Below are 18435 nucleotides of genomic sequence, written 5' to 3' on the forward strand. Positions count from 1 at the left end.
GTCAAATGCGGTTGGTGGGTTCAGAAAATACTGCGCAAGAAATCAACGCCTTCATGTTTTAGACTGAGGGCGTTTTCTATTTTTAACCAATGTAAATCCAGACAAGATCATGTACTAATTGAACACGAATTTACCGTTTTTACACAATAAATATGGACAATTAGCTTTAATATTGTTAATTTAATGTCTGTCCCGTCTTTTTGCTTCAATTTTTAGTTGGGGACATTCATGTGTTGGGGACATCCCCAAAAGGGATGTGTCCCCTTTTCTTAAAAGGGGTTGAATTTTTGAGGATAGAAATCAAAAACGAGTTTTCTTTCATACTATTTCTTTCTGTTACTTTAGCGATATTAATTGTTTTTGATATAAACGGAACTGCGCGGGTTGCTTTGGGATTGCCTTTTGTTCTGTTTTTCCCCGGTTATGCCTTAATAGCGGCTCTGTTTCCAGCCAGGGGCGATATTGACGACATTGAGCGGGTTGCTTTGAGCTTTGGCCTAAGTATTGCCGTGGTACCGCTTTTGGGTCTCATGCTGAATTACACCCCATGGGGAATAAGGCTTTACCCCGTACTGTTGACGCTTTTGATTTTAACCATCCTGCTGTCCGTTATCACAGTTTACCGAAGAAATAAACTTTCCTTTGAAGAACGTTTTATGGTTACTTTAAACTTAAAAACGATCAAATGGGGCAGCTTTTCCAGGTTGGATAAAATTCTCTCGGTGGCGCTGGTGGGAACCATTATATTTGCGGTAGGCAGCCTTTATTATGTCGCAACTACGCCAAAAGTTGGTGAGAAGTTCACGGAGTTCTACATTTTGGGCCCTGGCGGGAAGGCGGAGGGTTACCCTCGGGATATGAAAACGGGTGAAGAAAAGGAAGTTATCCTGGGAACTGTTAATCACGAACACCGCCCGGTCTCCTATACCGCCGAAGTGCGGGTGAACGGTTATGTGAAGAAACGATTGGGCCCTTTTGAATTAAACCATGAAGGAAAAAGGGAAGAAACCGTTAGCTTTAGCGCAAACGAGCCCCATGAAAATATGAAGGTCGAGTTTTTACTATTTAAAAATGGAGAGAGCGATCCTTATCGCTCTCTGCACTTGTGGGTGGATGTCCGTGAGTAGAATACAGATGCTTGTTAAAAAATGGGATCCCGTTATCAAAAGCGCTGCTTCCAGTAAAGATCATTTTTTTATCTGGTTGTATGCGGCCGCCGTCACTGCCGCGGAGATTGTTACAGCCTATTACGACCCGCTGTACGGGATCTCCTGTCATGTGGTTTTGCTGGTGGCCTTGCTTGCACATGCATCCCTGGCTTATAAGCAAACAATAAACCTGATATATCTGTCATTATCCCTGGCTCCAATGATCCGCATCATGAGTCTTTCCATGCCCCTGACCGGTATTCCGCTCATGTACTGGTACCTGATCATCAGTTTACCACTCTTTGCCGCCGCCGCTACGGTGATGAGATTTGCCGGCTTTAAGCCCCGGGAAATTGGGCTGACAGTGGGTAACCTGCCCCTTCAGTTGCTGGTGGCCTTTTTGGGGGTGCCGTTGGGTTTGCTGGAGTACCTGATTTTAAAACCCGATCCCCTGGTCACGCAGCTTACCTTCCAGCACGTCTGGCTTCCAGCTCTGATCTTACTTGTAAGCACAGGATTTTTGGAAGAATTTATTTTTCGCGGGGTTATGTACCGTGCGGCTGTGGAAACATTCGGCAAGTGGTACAGTATTATCTATGTCAGCCTTATATTTGGGGTGCTGCACATCACCCACCGTTCACCGTTGGACCTTGTTTTCGTTTTTGCCGTTGCGCTGCTTTTTTCCATAATCGTTGGCTTTTTTAGATCTCTTTTGGGGGTCTCACTGGCTCACGGATTAACGAATATTGGTTTATATATTATCTGGCCGTATCTTTTGAGATAAAAATATAAGTTGAAGATATTCCTTCCAAAAATTTTTTCCCTGCGACCCTTAAAACTAAATAACATTAGCGTATTTAACTAGTGAGTATTATTGATCCAAATCACGGAAAAGCCTATTGTGGTTTTCCAGCCCTGGAATAATCAAACCGAACTGTCAGGCGGTCTCTAAAAAAATCTATGATAGCTTTTTTTATAATAGCAAAATTCCGCTGCCGACGAGCTGCAAGCGGATTTTTTGTGCTTTATTTATTTAATGCAAATATAGACAAGAAAATGTAACTTTTAAACAAGAAAATGCACTATTTGGACATGGCTGGCAGGAATCGGCTGCTTTTCAAGTAAATTAAAGTTTAGGAAATAAGGAAGGTAACCTTTTTGGATACAATGACTCTCTTATCTCTGCTAATGGTTTCGTTTCCTGAAGCGATTATGGTAGCCACCCTGGGATTTCTGCTGGTGGGACTTAAGCCCTGGTGGCGCGACTTACTTATAATTGGGTTCTTACAGGCGGGTTTTGCTTATATTATCCGGTTCTTGCCGGTGCCTTTCGGGTTTCACTCAATCCTTGGCATAATTTTATTCACTCTAAATATTCGCCTGGTTACCCGCCTGCCATACAGGATAGTAATACTTGCATCTTTACTTGGCCTGATCTTTTACGGCTCGGTAGAAACAGTAGCGATACAGTTTATGTTGCATATCAAAGGTTTTTCACTGACCGAGGTTTGGAATTATTCATTTGTAAGATTTTTATATTTCCTCCCTCAGGCCCTGGTCATGCTGATATTTATCGCAGCCTGTAAAATTTTTAATATCTCTCTAATTGGTTATACGCAAGATTATAGCCGTTTGGGACGCTTATCAAGACAAGAAATTAAAAATAATTTGAAGGCCGACATTGTTAACAGGCATAATCTTGTTATCTTTGTAGTTGTTCTCCTGCCCGTACTTTTACTGGCGCTCTTAAACATGGTTTTTGAGGCTGCCAGGTTGAATATTTTTCCGGGAGAGCATTTTAATATCTTTAACGGGGTCTTTGGCGTATTCATCATTGTTTTAACGGTACTGTCCACCGTCGCCGTTAAAAAAATCGGACAGTACGTGGAAAAAGATTATGAGGCCAAAAGAGCGGAGGAAAACTTAAAACAAATCAAACAATTGATTGACTCATCCAGAAAGCAGAGACATGATTTTCACCATCAACTACAGACCATTTACGGACTGATTGAAGGCGGCGCATATGAGAGAGCGCGGGATTATATCAGCAGGTTGTTCGGTGATATATCTAAAACCGGTGAATTGATCAAAACTGACAATTTTAGTATCAGCGCCATTCTCTATACTAAAATAGGACTGGCTGAAACCAGAAACATAGAAATGGAAATAGCCGTGGAATGCAGTCTTAAAGAATTGCCTTTAACTCCTCATGAAGCAAGCTCCTTGCTTGGGAACCTGATTGATAATGCCCTGGAAGCTGTGGAAGATAACACCGGTGCATGCAGGCGGGTTAAAGTAAACATAACCCGTGCACAAGGAGTATTCGTAATCATAATAAGCAATACCGGGAAGCCTATCGCTTCCGAAATCAGAGCAAATATGTTCAAAGCAGATTTTACTACTAAAAAAGAGCATTCCGGACTGGGTCTGGCAATTGTCAAAGATATCGTAACCAAATGTCGTGGCAACATTGAGATTAGCAGCGACGCTGAGATAACAACCTTAACCGTTATCATACCTTTGAAAAAATGAGGTGGAATTAAATGAATATAAACCAACTGGCCACAGGAATTGCCAACTACCTGTCCAGGGAGCTGGCGCTGGATACTACTAAGATTGATACTATACGCTTTGGCCTGGAAATTATTTTTGCCGCTCTCATTAAAGGGATTATCCTTATCAGTCTGGCCCACTTCTTAGGAATACTTCCCGAGGTAGTGTTTGCCATGGTTTGCGGTGCCATCTACCGCCTTCTAAGCGGCGGAGCCCACTGCGATGGGTACTGGAGATGCCTTACCCTGGGGGTTTTAACTTATCTTGGAGCCGGAGAACTGGGAATATATCTGGGGCCTTATTTATCAACCGATTTACTGGTATATGCACTGTTGACCGGATATTTACTATTTTTTGTTTGTGTTCTGATCTGGGTGCCGGGGGAGGTGCCTTATAAAAAATTTACAAGCATATCCGAAAGAAGCATGTTTAAAATTCTTTCGCTGATCTATCTTAGCTTATGGTTGGGGGTCAGTATAATTGTTATGCATTATGTCAACCCATCCCTTGCCCTTGCGGGTCTTGTTGCTGTCATTATCCAGACAATTAGTTACTCCCCCCCGGGTTACAAAATAATATTCCTATTAGACAACCTTTTAGCAGGATTATTTAAGGAAAGGAGGTGTCCCGTCAATGAAACTGAGCATTAAAAGAATAATGTTTTCACCCATCGTTATGCTGGCTCTTTTTGTCGCCACCATCGGTGTCAAGCCAGCCTGCTTCTTTTGGTTTTACCAACCCGCCCCCCCCGTGAAATCCGAATAAAGGAGGGGGGAAATTGCGTATGGAAATAACTGTCTTGATTGCCGAAGATGATCCGGACATGCGTTTTGTGATCAGAAAAGTGGTTGAAGAAGTTGAAGGCGTTAACGTCATTGGTGAAGCCGGGGACGGGCTGGAGGCAATAAAGCTAATTAAAGAATTGCTGCCACAAGTGACTTTTTTGGATATCGACCTTCCGGGAAAAAACGGGGTTGAACTGGCCCGGGAAATATTCGATATCAACCCCTGGACCATTATTGTATTTGCCACGGCTTTTAGCGAATTCAGAGGTGAAGCCTTTGACGTTTATGCTTTTGATTACCTGGTCAAACCCTTTAAAATGAACAGGGTCCGTCAGACAATGGATAGGATCAGATTGGTTTTGTCCGGAAAAGTTGCTGGCAGGCCAAATACTTACTCGAAAAAACTCGATAAAGATGTCGGCAGAAAACAATTGTTTAAAAATAATAGTAAATTTGTTTATTTGAATCTTGATGACATCATTTACATCACTAAGGAAGGTCGCAAAACCACGATCTATTTTATCGGCGGTAAAATTAAAACAAATGATAAACTATCTGTTCTTGAAGAACAATTGGAAGGATACCCATTCTTTAGAAGTCATAGCGGGTTCATTGTAAATTTAAAGATGGTCAAAGAGCTTGTTCCGATGGGCAGAAGCAGTTATGAACTAGTTATGGAAAATACAAAAAATAGACCTTTAATAACAGTTGAAAAATTTAAGGAGCTTGAAGAATTGACGAACAGCAAAGTTTTAAAGAGTAGTTGAAGGGTTCTAAATGAACCCTTCTTTTCTTTTTGCCGCTGCGAATCCAGACGGCATTTTGCAAGAACTAGACGCGATAATGCTACATCTAGACAACAAATATAGACAATTAGTTCCAATATTGCTAACTTAAGATTGATTAGTTAACAAAAAGTTTTTGGGGGTGAACAAAAAATAATTATAACAAGAGTTGGTAGATGGAGCTAAAAGGAGGTAAAAGATAAAAATGTTGCTGAGAAGCAGGATAACTGCGTTAATGCTATGTACGCTTATGGTTTTCAGTGCGACTTTTAGTCTGGCACTGCCTCAGGCCCGGGCCGATACCGTTAACGATGCAGCAAAACAGTTGGCACAGGTTTACGATCAGGTGGCCCTTGATCCGGACGGAGAGAGCGATGTGGCTTCGGCTAAGGCAAAGCTTGCCAAGCTGAGCAGGGACCCTAACAGCGACCCATGGCCGGATGTTTTTGACATATTATTGACTAATCAGGTAATAGCCAAGTTGGGTGGAGAGGCTGAGGCCAAGAATAAAATAATTGATTTTGTTTGTGATCTTGCAAATGTCCAGTATTCCACCAAACCAGGCGATTTAAGGAAAAATGTGGAAAATTTCAGAGAGCAGCATGCGTCTACGGTCACGGCGTTGTTTGGAAACGATTTTACCATCGACGACCTGTATGATTATTTACTGGCGGCCAAAGGGGAGATTCCCAATGTAATTACAAATGACGTTGCCAATTTAATTGCCCTTGCTTCCGGAGACTATGGGCAGATACGTAATGCTGCGGAAGGATGGACCCGGGATGCTTTGACGAGAGCTGCCGGCGGCCAATACGGCATTTTCGTGGACAAACTCAGCGCTCTGGGATGGAGTATCGATAAGCTGATTGAGGCCAAAGACCTTATCAGCAGCGAAGTGGATCCGGGCTATGCCGGTGAGATTGCTTTGATGAAAGCAGGCGTCCGGTCGGAAACTTACTTCCTTAAAGAAGGGAAAGAGTGGGACCACAACATTAATCTAAAAGCCGGCGACACGATGCCATTAAAACTATCGGTTCTGGGCTTTTCCCAGGCCGGATATGTTTTACACTGGCAAATAGATGATACCGGTGTGGCAACAGTTGATGATTCAACAAAAACTTTGACCGGGGTGACCAAGGGTAAAACAACGCTCCGGGCATATTTAAATAACCCTGACACCGATTGGGTTTACCAGGAAACAGTGCATGTAACCGGTGGCAGCGCCCATGGACCCAGCATGGAATAGCCGATTTTCTCAGACAGGATTTCACCAAAAAAGAAGGACTTCAATAACTCCAATTAATTAAATTAATAACTGTAACGTAAGTATGATGTATCAACAGCAATCAAGCATAAAAAACACCCATTTTACACTAAATTAACAAGCGTTAACTTGCTAGTCAAGTAATAATTGTTGCCATCAGGGTTTACATGTTTCAGTGGTAAATGAATCCTGGTGAGCGATGCACTATAAATTAAGGGGGGAAAAACATGATTTCAACAGTAACCGCAGTAACCACGACTGCCGCGAGCACGGCTGCCACGTCCTTATTGGCTGGATTCGGACTGATTGCCACGCTAACCTTAATCGCGTTCCTTATCGTAAAAGAACTGGCGGGAGCAGCCTCGGAAAATTCATCCGCGCCTGAGTTTACCTTGTCTGGCGCACTGGACCGGGTCTTAAATGTCGGTATCATCCCGCTGTCGATGGTTTTTGTGTCCATTGTGTTTGTTAAAATCTCAAATGTCCTTTAAAAAGCCGATGGAAAAACCGGCGCAGAAAGGGAACTGGTCTGTATGAATTATGACGTCATAGTGATTGGTGGAGGCCCGGCGGGCTGTGAGACAGCCCGAATTATTGCGGAAAAAGGCTATAAGGTGCTGGTAGCCGAGGAACACCGGAAAATTGGCGAGCCCATGCAGTGTGCAGGCCTTGTTAGTCCCAGAACCTTGGTAACCGCAGCCATGCCGGATGCCTTAATTCTCAACCAAATCCACGGCGCTTTTGTTCACTCGCCTGGTGGGAAAGTGCTTTATATCAGAGACCAAAGGGCGTACGCCATGGTGATCGACCGCGCGGAATTTGACCGTAAGCTGTCGGAAAGAGCTCTGTGTGCCGGTGCGGAAATCCTGACCGGGGTTAAAGCCAGTGTGGGTGAATATTTTCCCGATGAGGCCAGCGTAAAGCTAAAATCTAGCGGTGGACAGTCAACAGCCAGGACCTGTTTGCTAATCGGGGCTGACGGGGTTAACTCCCGTGTTGCCCGCAGGATTAATACTCCTGCAGCGGAGGACGTGATCCGTATGTGCGCGGCCGAAGTAGAACTGCAGTGCCCGGAAATAGACATGGTGCACATATTCCTGGGCAGGGAAATCGCACCGGGCTGGTTCGGCTGGGTTATACCGGTGGACGAAAAGCACGCCAGGGTGGGGATCGGTGTAAGCGGGAGGAACAAGCATCCCAGATATTACTTTAATAGAATGGTAGAGTCCTATCCCGAAATTTTTAAAGGTATGAATATTCTCCGCGGCACGGGTGGCGTTGTTCCTATCGGTAAGTTTCCCAGAATTTATGGCGAGAGAACCTTGCTGGTGGGGGATGCTGCCTGCCAGACCAAACCCATATCAGGGGGGGGACTGTATCTTGGTCTGTTGGGCGCAAAACTCTGTGCCAAAGTGGCAGCTAAAGCGCTCGCCAAAGGTAACCTATCCATGGAGTTCCTTTCAGAGTACCAGTGGTTATGGGAGAGGGAGATGGCTGACGAGATACAGACAGCTCTCGGGCACAGGAATATTTTCCTGACTATGTCCGATAAGGAAATGGACATACTGATCCGTTTTTTCAGCCGCCCCTTATGGCGGAGTATCATATCCAGATACGGCGATATAGACTACCCGTCCTGGCTGGCAGGCAGGCTGGCCTTTGCCGGACCCTGGGCAGAGAAATTTTTTATGGTCGGATTCAAAAAGATACTGAGCTACTGCTAGTACTATAGCGTAATTTAGAAAGGTTAGCGGAACTATAAAGACGGTTTTAAGGACTTGGGACACACCTCCTAAGGATGAATGTCCCAAGTCCCCGAAGTGGTGTATTGTTCCCTTTCCTTAATCGGAAAGACAATGGAAGGTATGCCCCTAACCTTAAAGGAGTGGTTTTGTGAGTCGCTGTCACTCGGAAGAAATAAAGCACAGTATCATTATACCTGCTTATAACGAAGAAGCAGGACTTCCAGTAGTGCTAAAAGATGTTTTTAAATTAATTGACAATAGCTTTGAAGTTATCGTTGTAGATGATGGTTCAACAGATGGGACGAGAGAAGTTGCAGAGAAATTCCCCTGCAGATTGGTTTCTCATGTTCAGAATTCAGGTAAGGGAGAAGCAATGAAAACCGGCATCAGAGAAGCCAGGGGGGAAAATGTGATTTTTATTGATGCAGATAACACCTATCCAGCGGAAGGGATCATTGAAATAGCCAATGCTTTGGAGTGGTTTGATATGGCCTTAGCGTCTCGAAAAATGGGCCAAAAGAATATTCCAGCTTTTAACCGCATTGGCAATGCCATTTTTAGAAACAGCATCAGATACATCTATGGGTTTAAAGGATATGATCCATTAACAGGTCTCTATGGCTTGAAAAAAAGCTTTCTAGAGGTCATGAATCTGGAGTCCAAAGGTTTTGGTATTGAATCGGAGATTTGTATAAAAGCTGCCAGGATGGGGCTGCGGATCATGGATATTCACATCCTATATAGAGATAGGCTGGGCGAAGCTAAACTAAACGGCCTTCGAGATGGATATAGGATTTGTGTAACTATATTAAGACACTTCCCACTTTTATTTCAGAGACTAGAAAAGCCAAGTTTGAATAGATACGCCAAATATTAAAAAAGCAAGGATAAAAATATGAGGATTTGTATAATCGGATCTTCGAAAAAATTTTTTAGTGGAATCTCTGCTTATACAATTGTTATGGCCAATGCATTTGCCGAACAGGGGTATAAAGTATCAGTTATTTTATTGCGTAACTTGGTGCCGTTGTTCCTTTACCCCGGGAGAGCACGTGTAGGCAAAGAGGAATGTCAGATAGATTTTCATCCTGATATAGAAGTATATAACGGTATGGATTGGAATTCTCCTGGATCATGGTATGGGGCATACCGTTTTCTACAGAAACAAAAACCAGAAGTGGTGATAATGCACTGGTGGACTTCTTCTGTTGCGCATATGCAGTTTCTTTTAGCCATTAGTAAGCAGGTAAACGGAAATAAGTTTCGCTTAATTCTTGAGATGCATGAAGTGGTAGATACCCTTGAGGAAAAGATATTCCCCATTAGGATTTATTCCAGGTTAGGGGGAAAAGCAATACTAAACCTGTGCGACTCTTACACGGCCCACTCCGAGGAGGCCAGGCAAGCCATTATTAATACTTATAAGTTAACTGAGGACAGGATCGATGTTGTTCCCCACGGACCTTACAATATGTATGGAACATTGGACCGGGGGATTGCCAGGAAGGATCTGAACTTGAATGGCTTTACCATACTTTACTTTGGAATGATTCGCCAATACAAAGGGGTATCTTTATTAGTCAGGGCTTTTAATAAACTTCCCCCCGAACTTGCAAGCAATATGCATTTAGTCATTGCCGGAGAAGACTGGGGGGACGATACGGAACTGATGCCGGTTTTGGATAATTCACCCTACCGGGACAGGATCATTTTTAAGTCAGAGTTTATACCTGATGAGAATGTTCCGAAATACTTTACCGCTTCCGATGTGGTTGTATTGCCTTACCTGAGAACCTGTGGCAGCGGGGTCATCAATATTGCGGCGGCCCAGGGTAAATCGGTTATTACGGCGGATCTTGATACGATGACTGAATGCCTCAATGGGTACGGCGGGGTCAGGTTCTTTCCGGTAGGAGACGTTGACGCTCTGCGTGACAGCCTTCTGGATGCTTATCACAGTTGGGTGGTTAACGGAGTTCAGACCTATCAGTTTACAGGCGTTACCTGGGAAGCTATCGTAAAAAAATATGAACACATCATCGGAGAAATGGACAAGCGTCAGCGTGTAAGCTGCTAAAGGGCAATTTATGACTGAAAGGCCTAGAAAAAAAGATAAAAATCAGCTTTATATAGACAAGCAGGCTGCCTGGTAGGTTATAAGTTAGGGTAGTATTGATTGAAAGCGAAGGGGCAACTATGAAAAACTATGATAAGCCAAATGTTAAAATTATAATCTTGAATTGGAATGGTAAAAATGATACCTGCGAATGTGTTGATTCTCTATTAAATGCAGGATGTGTCAAATCACAAATTATAATTGTAGACAATGGCTCAAACGATGGTTCCGTAGCTGTCTTTTGTGAGAGGTACCCAGATATAAAAACAATCGTTAACGACGCCAACCTGGGTTACGCGGGTGGAAATAATATTGGAATTAGGAAAGCGATTGAAAGTAATGCTGAATATATTTTAATTTTAAATAATGATACGACTGTTGAGCCCGGTTTTTTGGAGCCGTTAGTTAATACACTTAAAAACGAGAAATATGACATCGCTGGACCGAAAATCCTTAATTATTGGAATAAGGAACTATGGGCGGGTAGTGGCTCTATAATATGGTTTGCTGCAAGTCCAATACAACGAAAAATATTAGGTATTTTTAATAAATCCACTTATAGTAGGAAAACTACATTTGTAACCGGTTGCGCTATGATGGTCCGTAAAGACGTTTTCATCAAAATTGGCATGTTAGATCCGGAGTATGTAGCCTATTACGAAGATTTAGATTTTTGTTATCGTGCCATAAATAATAATTTTAAATGCAAATATGTAGCTGAGTCGATTATTTACCATAAAGTTTCAGCAACAGGAGGTTTTATTGGTAAAGATACATTATCACCATTTCAAGCTTACTTTAATGCGCGAAACGGTTTTCTTTTTTGCAAAAAAAACCTTACTCGATTTAAAAAGTGGCAGTTTCTTTTAGGTCATTTTTCTTTCAGGTTTATTTATTTCTTTATATTGGCGTTGCAAAGTAAAAATGTTGAATCATTAAAAAAACTATTTCAAGGATACAAGGATGGTGTCTTTGGATACGTTAAGGAAAGAGAAGAAAACGTTGGCAGCGTGTAGTTTTGATTGATAATGTGGATTGGTTTTTTCAACATAATTTAAAGAAATTTGAGTATATATTTAGATTTAATTGGTTATTTAATTTACTTCAAAAGGAGTAATTTATAAATTGATAACTTCTCCTAATGATTGGGAAATTAAAAAGCTATTGCGGTTGGTATTTGCTGTCGTGCTTAGTATGATAGGACTCGTTGAATTATGGGCGTTAGGTTTTAATATTTCCATTCTTAGACAAATTATCGGCTTTATTTTCCTCACTTTTGTCCCAGGTATCCTTATTCTGCGGATTATGAAAATTCATAGTATAAGCATAGTAGAAAGCCTAATTTATGCGGTTGCATTGAGTATTGCCTTTATTTATGCCACAGGCTTATTTGCTAACTTTGTCTTGCCCCTTATTGGTATTATCGAACCTATTTCGCTTATACCTTTAACTATTATATTGAATATCTTCATCCTTCTGCTTTGTTCAATTGCTTATTTAAGAGATAAAGATTTTACCCCGCCATCTATGGATCTACGATTTAATGTTAAAGAATTGCTTTATCCGATTTGTTTGTTGGTGCTCTTATTGCCTATTCTTGCTATTCTTGGAGCACAATTTGTTAATGTTTATGAAGATAATACCATTTTACTAATTTTACTCGGTTTAATTGCTTGTATTGTTGGTTTAGTTTCTTTTAATCTAATAACAGAAAAATTGTATCCATTAGTTATAATTATGATTGCTGTTGGCCTTTTATTCCATCAATCGTTTATATCGCCATCGATTTATGGTTCAGATATTTCTATAGAGTACTACCTCCAGAACCTAGTGCTTAATAATAAATTTTGGGATTTTTCTGTATCTCATAATTATAATAACTGCCTCAGTATCGTATTGCTTTGTCCTATATATTCCTTAATTTTATCTATGGATAGTTTATGGGTTTTCAAGATTATCTACCCGCTCTTATATTCCTTAGTACCTTTAGCACTTTATCAGACATTTAAAAAGCAATTTGGTCCAGAAAATAGTTTTATGGCGATTTTCTTCTTTTTGGCAATACCTATGGTTATTCCTGTTATGATTAGCCACGCCCGGCAGATGATTGCGGAAATATATTTTGCTGTGATAATTTTATTAATGGTAGAGAAAAGATTTAACAGTCTTCAAAAATCCGTTTTATCTATGATTAGTTGCATATCCTTGATACTTTCCCACTATGCATTAGCGTATATATCCATACTGCTTTGGGGATTAGGCTATATTTTGATTTTAATGGCAAAACATCCATGGATATTAGTTTTATGGAATAAATTACCTAATTTTTCTGGGTTAGCAGCGGACTTATCTCCAGATATTGGGCCAATAAAAACAACATCTCGGTCAGTTCTAAATATGTCATTCATTTTAGTGCTAATAATCTTTACTTTAACTTGGCATCTTCATATAAGCAATAGCTCTATGTTTAATCGTATTGTTATAATAGGTAAAGGTATTTATGACGCATTAGGTGAATTTTTTAAACCTGGGGTAAGAGAAAGTATGGTTGAATCTGGACTTGGTTTAAAGTTTTTTCAACTACCAATTTTGACCAAAGTATATAGGGTGTTTCAATACTTGACTCAATTATTAATTATTATTGGTTTTTTTGTGATGTTATTTGATATTAGACGGTTTAAATTGAGGATTGAATTTATTGCTCTTGATATTATAGCTTTTGTAGTCCTTTTCTCCTGTATAGCATTGCCTCGTTTTGGTGCTTATCTAGGATTTGAAAGGTTTTATCATATTGTATCATTTATGTTAGCACCACTTTTTATTATAGGAGGTGAGGCAATTTGGCGCGGCTGCTCTGGATTGCTTGACCGTGCCATTCGAACTACAGGACCTAAAATGCTAAATTTATCAAGCCGGCAGTCAATTTATCTTCCATTTTTAGCTTTAGTCATAATAATACCGTATTTCCTTTTTACTAGTGGGTTTGTTTTTGCTTTTAGTAAGCACTCATCATCAAGGGCACTTGGACCATATAAAAAGGATTATTATGCTTTATATAATCAGCTGGAAGTTAATGCTGCCTTATGGCTATGGGCAGATTTATCAAATGATGCGAAGGTTTACGCTGATTCTACAGGGGCTTTGTTAATTAATCAACGTCATTATGGAAATACGTATAAAATTCCTGCTTCCGGAAAAGTGCCGGATGATGCTTATATATTTCTTAGGTCTTGGAATATAAACTATAATGAAATATTGGTACCGGCCTTTCAAGGAGTTAATCATGTTTATGTGAATGTCAATCTAATGAATAGACCTTTATTTTCTAAAAGGCTTAACCATAGTAATGCAATCTATGTAAACGGAGGTGCTAAGATATTGACGAAGAGGGTGAGTGGCGATTAAATTATTGAAGATTATTGCATTGGTAATTATATTAAACATTAGTCCACTAATATGCTTAGCACTAGTCACTTCTCATTACAATGAATTAACTATTGAAGTTACATATCCTTATGATGGTAATAGGATTTTAAAAAGCCCTATGCCAGTATATGGATTCGTTTCTAATTCTTTAGCTAAAGTAGATATAAATGGCACGCCTGTTGTAGTAGCAGAAAACGGATACTTTCATGGTTCCGTTGATCTTGTCGAAGGAGTCAATAAAATAATTGTAACGGCTGAGAATCAAAAAAAGGATAATGCAATTAAGGTTATATCTATCAATTTTTTGCCTAAGAGATAAATAGCCTTTGCGAAAGTTGATAATTATAAATTGTTAATGGTGGTTATTTATAATGGATAAAAAAATAAAAGTGCTTTTTGTTTCACATTCTGCAAAACTATCTGGAGCGGAGAGAAGTCTTCTTCTTTTATTAAAAGAGATTGATAAAAAAATAATAGAGCCAATTGTTGTTATACCGAGTTATGGGCCATTAAAAGAAGAAATTGAAAGTCTTAAAATAAAAAATTATATATTAAAAAGCCCTTGGTGGTTTGGGAAAAGAGTACTTAAGGTTGCTGAATTGCCTTTTTCTTTAATAAGGGAATTGTTTTTATTGTTCTTTCTGGGATATATTTATAAAAAAGAGTCAATTGATTTAGTTTATACAAATACGATTGTAGTTTTTTCTGGTGCAATCTCATCATTTTTCTTTAAAAAGCCCCATATATGGCATATTAGAGAAATAATACCGGGAAATCCTGGCCTCAAGTCTATTATTCCGGAGAGATTTCTTTTTAAGTATGTATATAATCTAAGCTATCAAGTTGTTACAATATCTCAGGCTGTATCTCAACAATTTAATACATATAATTATAATAATAACAAAAAGATTGTTGTGGTGCCTAATGCTATAGATTTTGATACAAGCTTTAACCGTGGTGCTAATGTTAACATTAATGGAATAGAGAAAGGTGATTGGGTAGTTGTTGTAATTGGATCTCTTCGAAGGAGAAAAGCGCAAGATATAGCGATACGTGCTATTGCTATGATTAAAGATAAAATGCCGAATATAAAACTTCTTTTGATTGGGAGTGGTGATAATAAATATAAAACATATCTTCAACAACTAGCTAAATCTATGGGATTAAGTGATAGTATTGTTTTTGCTGGGTATCGTAATGATGTTCCAAACATACTTCCAATTTGCAAAGTATTATTGATGCCTTCATTAGAGGAACCATTTGGTAGAGTTATTATAGAAGCTATGGCAGTAGGTTTGCCGGTTATTGCATCTAATAGTGGTGGACCAAGAGAAATAATAAAAAATGGTATAACTGGTTTTTTAGTTTCACCAGGGAATCACGCTGAGATTGCTCAGAAAATTTTGTTGATCTCAAAAAGTGAAGATTTTAGAAAAAAAATTGGCGAACAAGGGATGAAAGAGGTGGAGGATAAATATTTAGCTAAAAATTATGCCGGACGCATTGAAAATATTATTATTAAGACTATTTCTGATTATAAAGAGGTAGGTCAATGAACGATGTTGCTTTTGGAGGTATTAACTGTAAATTTGATACTTGAATATTGGGTTATACTTATCGGAACTAAGTATAAAGTGTAAATGTTAAAAATGGGGTGATTGAATCGAAAGCGCTAATTTTGGCAGGTGGTCGGGGAACCCGCTTACGCCCTTTGACCTATACCACAGCTAAACAATTAATTCCCGTGGCAAATAAACCTATTATTTATTTTGTACTGGAGCAGATCATAAATGCAGGAATTAAAGATATAGGCATCATTATATCACCTGAAACAGGTAACAATATAAATGAATTGGTGGGTGACGGTTCAAGGTGGAATGCTTCGATTACTTATGTTATTCAAGATAAGCCTGCCGGTCTAGCCCATGCCGTAAAGACAGCCCAGGATTTTTTGGGGGATTCTTCTTTTCTAATGTTTCTAGGTGACAACTTAATCCAGGGTGGCGTAAGGGAATTAGTGCATGACTTTAATAATGGTTATAGCGAATCAATTATCCAACTAAAAAGAGTTAAAGATCCCAGACAATTTGGAGTAGCCGTTTTAGGGTCTGAACAGCAAGTTTTAAGGTTAATGGAAAAACCTAAGGAACCGCCCAGTGACCTGGCGCTGGTAGGAATATATCTTTTCAGTTCGGCTGTACATGCTGCTATAGACCGTATTAAGCCGTCCTGGCGGGGGGAACTAGAAATAACAGACGCTATACAAGAAATGTTAAACATGGGTTTAAGAGTAGAAGCAAGAATCTTAGACGGCTGGTGGCTGGATACCGGTAAAAAGGATGATATTCTGGAAGCTAACAGGGTGGTTTTAGACGAATATGCCATCAGGGAGATAAACGGACAGGTTGATGACTTAAGTGATGTTGTTGGACGAGTAAATATTGCCCATGGAGCAACTGTAACTAACAGTGTTATACGTGGCCCGGTGGTAATTGGGGAGGGGACACAGGTTAAAGATTCCTTTATCGGACCTTATACGGCTATCGGCAAAGGTACAGTTTTGGAACGAGTTAGCATTGAACACTCCGTAATGCTGGAAAACTGCTGGCTTTCTGATGTGGAGAGGGTTGAGGATAGCCTCATTGGGTGTAACACCCGGGTAACCAGTTCTAATACCAAGAGGCGCGCCTGCCGCTTGTTTATCGGCGATGACTCGGACGTAGCAATATAGGAGGTAAATTATGAAAGTACTGGTTACAGGCGGGGCCGGTTTCATCGGAAGCAACTTTATAAGGTATATATTGAAGAATCATGATAACTGCAGGGTTCTAAATCTCGATCTTTTAACATACGCCGGTAATCTGGAGAACCTATCTGATATTAAAGATGACCCTAGATATACATTTGTGCGTGGTGATATTGCCGATAGTAACTGCGTGGAAGAGATTAGTTCACAGGGTTTTGACGCCATTGTCAACTTTGCCGCGGAATCACATGTGGACCGAAGCATCGAGGATTCAGGTGTTTTTATCCGGACAAATGTTGAGGGTACGAGGGTATTGCTGGAAGCGTCCCGTAGGCATGGTGTTAACAAATTCATTCAAGTGTCCACCGACGAGGTATACGGTTCCCTTGGCCCAAGCGGTTATTTTAAAGAGGATACTCCTCTTGACCCTAGCAGTCCTTACTCAGTCAGTAAGGCGGCTGCTGACCTGCTGGTGCAGGCCTATCACCGGACCTACGGTTTATCTGTAAATGTAACCCGTTGTTCAAATAATTATGGCCCTTACCAGTTTCCGGAGAAACTTATTCCTTTAATTATATCCAATGCCTTAGAAGACAAGCCTCTGCCAGTATACGGGGACGGCTTAAATGTGCGGGACTGGCTTTACGTATGGGATCACTGTGCGGCGCTGGATCTGGTGTTAAAAAAGGGCGAGCCGGGGGAAGTGTACAACATAGGCGGTAATAACGAATGGACAAATATTGATATAGTCCGCAAAATACTTTTGGAATTGGGCAAACCGGAGTCTTTGATCACTTTTGTAAAGGACAGGCCCGGGCATGACCGGCGCTACGCCATTGAAGCTTCAAAAATAAAAAATGGACTTGGCTGGCAGCCCGACACTGACTTTGCAGAGGGTTTGAGAAAAACTATTGACTGGTACTGCCGGAACCGGGAATGGTGGGATCAAATCAAGAGTGGGGAATACCAAGAGTACTATGAAAGAATGTACTTACAAAGGTAGTGGTTGATTTGAAAATATTAATAACCGGAGCACGGGGACAACTGGGGTGTGACCTGGAACATAATTTCTTCAAAATAGAGGGTTGCCAGGTAGTTTCTTTCGGGCGCGAGGAAATGGATGTTACTCAGTCAACTAATGTACAGGAATTGGTTGCCGCAAATACTCCTGATGTAGTAATACATTCGGCGGCGAACACCAATGTGGACAGCTGTGAGCTGGAGCCCGACAGCGCTTACTGTGTAAACGCACTGGGTTCCCGGAACATTGCGGTGGCCTCGGAAATGGTCGGGGCAAAACTTGTTTATGTAAGCACCGACTATGTTTTCGACGGCACCAGCCAGCGCCCATACACAGAGTTTGACAAAACTAATCCAATAAGTATCTACGGTAAATCAAAGCTGGCCGGGGAAAGATATGTAGCGGGGTTTTCAAGTAAATACTTCATAGTACGTACATCCTGGCTATATGGAGAACATGGAAATAACTTCGTAAAAACCATGTTGAGACTGGCAAAAGAAAAAACCGAATTGAACGTGGTGGATGACCAGGTAGGCTCACCTACATACACGAAAGACCTCGCGCGGTTTATAGCAGTATTGTTGCGCACCGATCTTTATGGTATATACCATGCGACCAATACCGGTTCTTGTTCGTGGTTCCAATTTGCTGAAACGATTTTCCAAATATCCGGCTTGAGTCATATTAAAGTAAATCCTATCACCACTTCTGAATTAAACCGGCCTGCCCCGCGCCCTGCCTATTCTATACTTGACCATTATTGCATCCGGCTGGAAGGGCTGCCTGATTTGAGGCCGTGGGAAGAAGCTTTGCATGAATACTTATCAAACCAAAGGTAAAAGGAGC

The 18435-nt window shown here is 40.7% G+C and carries 18 protein-coding genes; all 18 read left to right on the plus strand.

Annotated elements, in window-relative coordinates; genetic code table 11:
* Window positions 1-287: 287 nt before the first annotated feature.
* Window positions 288-1127: a DUF1616 domain-containing protein gene (locus BM056_RS04980; protein ID WP_092469350.1), complete on the plus strand. Its 840-nt coding sequence runs from the start codon at window positions 288-290 to the stop codon at window positions 1125-1127.
* Entirely contained in the window at window positions 1114-1932 is an 819-nt protein-coding gene (locus BM056_RS04985; RefSeq protein WP_238456316.1) for a CPBP family intramembrane glutamic endopeptidase, read from the plus strand. The genes BM056_RS04980 and BM056_RS04985 overlap by 14 nt, the downstream gene beginning before the upstream one ends.
* 383 nt (window positions 1933-2315) lie before the next feature.
* Window positions 2316-3680 (plus strand): ATP-binding protein, encoded by a 1365-nt coding sequence (locus BM056_RS04990; RefSeq protein ID WP_238456331.1) that lies wholly within the window; start codon window positions 2316-2318, stop codon window positions 3678-3680.
* A gap of 11 nt (window positions 3681-3691) precedes the next feature.
* Window positions 3692-4351: an accessory gene regulator ArgB-like protein gene (locus BM056_RS04995; RefSeq protein ID WP_092469356.1), complete on the plus strand. Its 660-nt coding sequence runs from the start codon at window positions 3692-3694 to the stop codon at window positions 4349-4351.
* Entirely contained in the window at window positions 4335-4466 is a 132-nt protein-coding gene (locus BM056_RS05000; protein ID WP_092469358.1) for a cyclic lactone autoinducer peptide, read from the plus strand. The genes BM056_RS04995 and BM056_RS05000 overlap by 17 nt, the downstream gene beginning before the upstream one ends.
* Before the next feature lie 19 nt (window positions 4467-4485).
* Entirely contained in the window at window positions 4486-5253 is a 768-nt protein-coding gene (locus tag BM056_RS05005) for a LytR/AlgR family response regulator transcription factor (RefSeq protein ID WP_092469921.1), read from the plus strand.
* Between the two features lie 223 nt (window positions 5254-5476).
* Window positions 5477-6517, plus strand: a complete 1041-nt coding sequence (locus tag BM056_RS05010) for an Ig-like domain-containing protein (RefSeq protein ID WP_092469360.1) — start codon at window positions 5477-5479, stop codon at window positions 6515-6517.
* A 245-nt stretch (window positions 6518-6762) separates the two neighbouring features.
* On the plus strand, window positions 6763-7026 hold the full coding sequence (locus BM056_RS05015; protein ID WP_092469362.1) for a hypothetical protein: 264 nt from the start codon (window positions 6763-6765) through the stop codon (window positions 7024-7026).
* 42 nt (window positions 7027-7068) lie between these two features.
* Window positions 7069-8259 carry a geranylgeranyl reductase family protein gene (locus BM056_RS05020; protein ID WP_092469363.1) on the plus strand — a complete coding sequence of 397 codons (1191 nt, stop codon included), beginning with the start codon at window positions 7069-7071 and terminating at the stop codon, window positions 8257-8259.
* A gap of 169 nt (window positions 8260-8428) precedes the next feature.
* A complete protein-coding gene (locus BM056_RS05025; protein ID WP_092469365.1) occupies window positions 8429-9157 on the plus strand; it encodes a glycosyltransferase family 2 protein in 729 nt (242 codons plus the stop codon).
* An 18-nt stretch (window positions 9158-9175) separates the two neighbouring features.
* Window positions 9176-10357: a glycosyltransferase family 4 protein gene (locus BM056_RS05030; RefSeq protein ID WP_092469366.1), complete on the plus strand. Its 1182-nt coding sequence runs from the start codon at window positions 9176-9178 to the stop codon at window positions 10355-10357.
* Between the two features lie 95 nt (window positions 10358-10452).
* The gene (locus tag BM056_RS05035; protein ID WP_131820726.1) at window positions 10453-11412 is read left to right on the plus strand and encodes a glycosyltransferase family 2 protein; all 960 of its coding nucleotides are present in this window, start codon (window positions 10453-10455) and stop codon (window positions 11410-11412) included.
* Between the two features lie 109 nt (window positions 11413-11521).
* Complete coding sequence (locus BM056_RS05040; protein ID WP_092469369.1) at window positions 11522-13801, plus strand: DUF2206 domain-containing protein; 2280 nt, start codon at window positions 11522-11524, stop codon at window positions 13799-13801.
* Window positions 13791-14141, plus strand: a complete 351-nt coding sequence (locus tag BM056_RS05045) for a hypothetical protein (protein ID WP_092469371.1) — start codon at window positions 13791-13793, stop codon at window positions 14139-14141. Before BM056_RS05040 ends, BM056_RS05045 begins: the two co-directional genes overlap by 11 nt.
* A gap of 52 nt (window positions 14142-14193) precedes the next feature.
* Window positions 14194-15378 carry a glycosyltransferase family 4 protein gene (locus tag BM056_RS05050; RefSeq protein WP_092469373.1) on the plus strand — a complete coding sequence of 395 codons (1185 nt, stop codon included), beginning with the start codon at window positions 14194-14196 and terminating at the stop codon, window positions 15376-15378.
* A gap of 122 nt (window positions 15379-15500) precedes the next feature.
* The gene (locus tag BM056_RS05055; RefSeq protein WP_238456317.1) at window positions 15501-16553 is read left to right on the plus strand and encodes a glucose-1-phosphate thymidylyltransferase; all 1053 of its coding nucleotides are present in this window, start codon (window positions 15501-15503) and stop codon (window positions 16551-16553) included.
* A gap of 10 nt (window positions 16554-16563) precedes the next feature.
* Window positions 16564-17571 (plus strand): dTDP-glucose 4,6-dehydratase, encoded by a 1008-nt coding sequence (gene rfbB / locus BM056_RS05060; RefSeq protein ID WP_092469374.1) that lies wholly within the window; start codon window positions 16564-16566, stop codon window positions 17569-17571.
* An 8-nt stretch (window positions 17572-17579) separates the two neighbouring features.
* Complete coding sequence (rfbD, locus tag BM056_RS05065) at window positions 17580-18428, plus strand: dTDP-4-dehydrorhamnose reductase (protein ID WP_092469925.1); 849 nt, start codon at window positions 17580-17582, stop codon at window positions 18426-18428.
* Window positions 18429-18435 lie beyond the last annotated feature (7 nt).

The sequence above is a fragment of the Desulfotruncus arcticus DSM 17038 genome, from assembly GCF_900113335.1.
Lineage (GTDB): Bacteria > Bacillota > Desulfotomaculia > Desulfotomaculales > Desulfallaceae > Desulfotruncus > Desulfotruncus arcticus.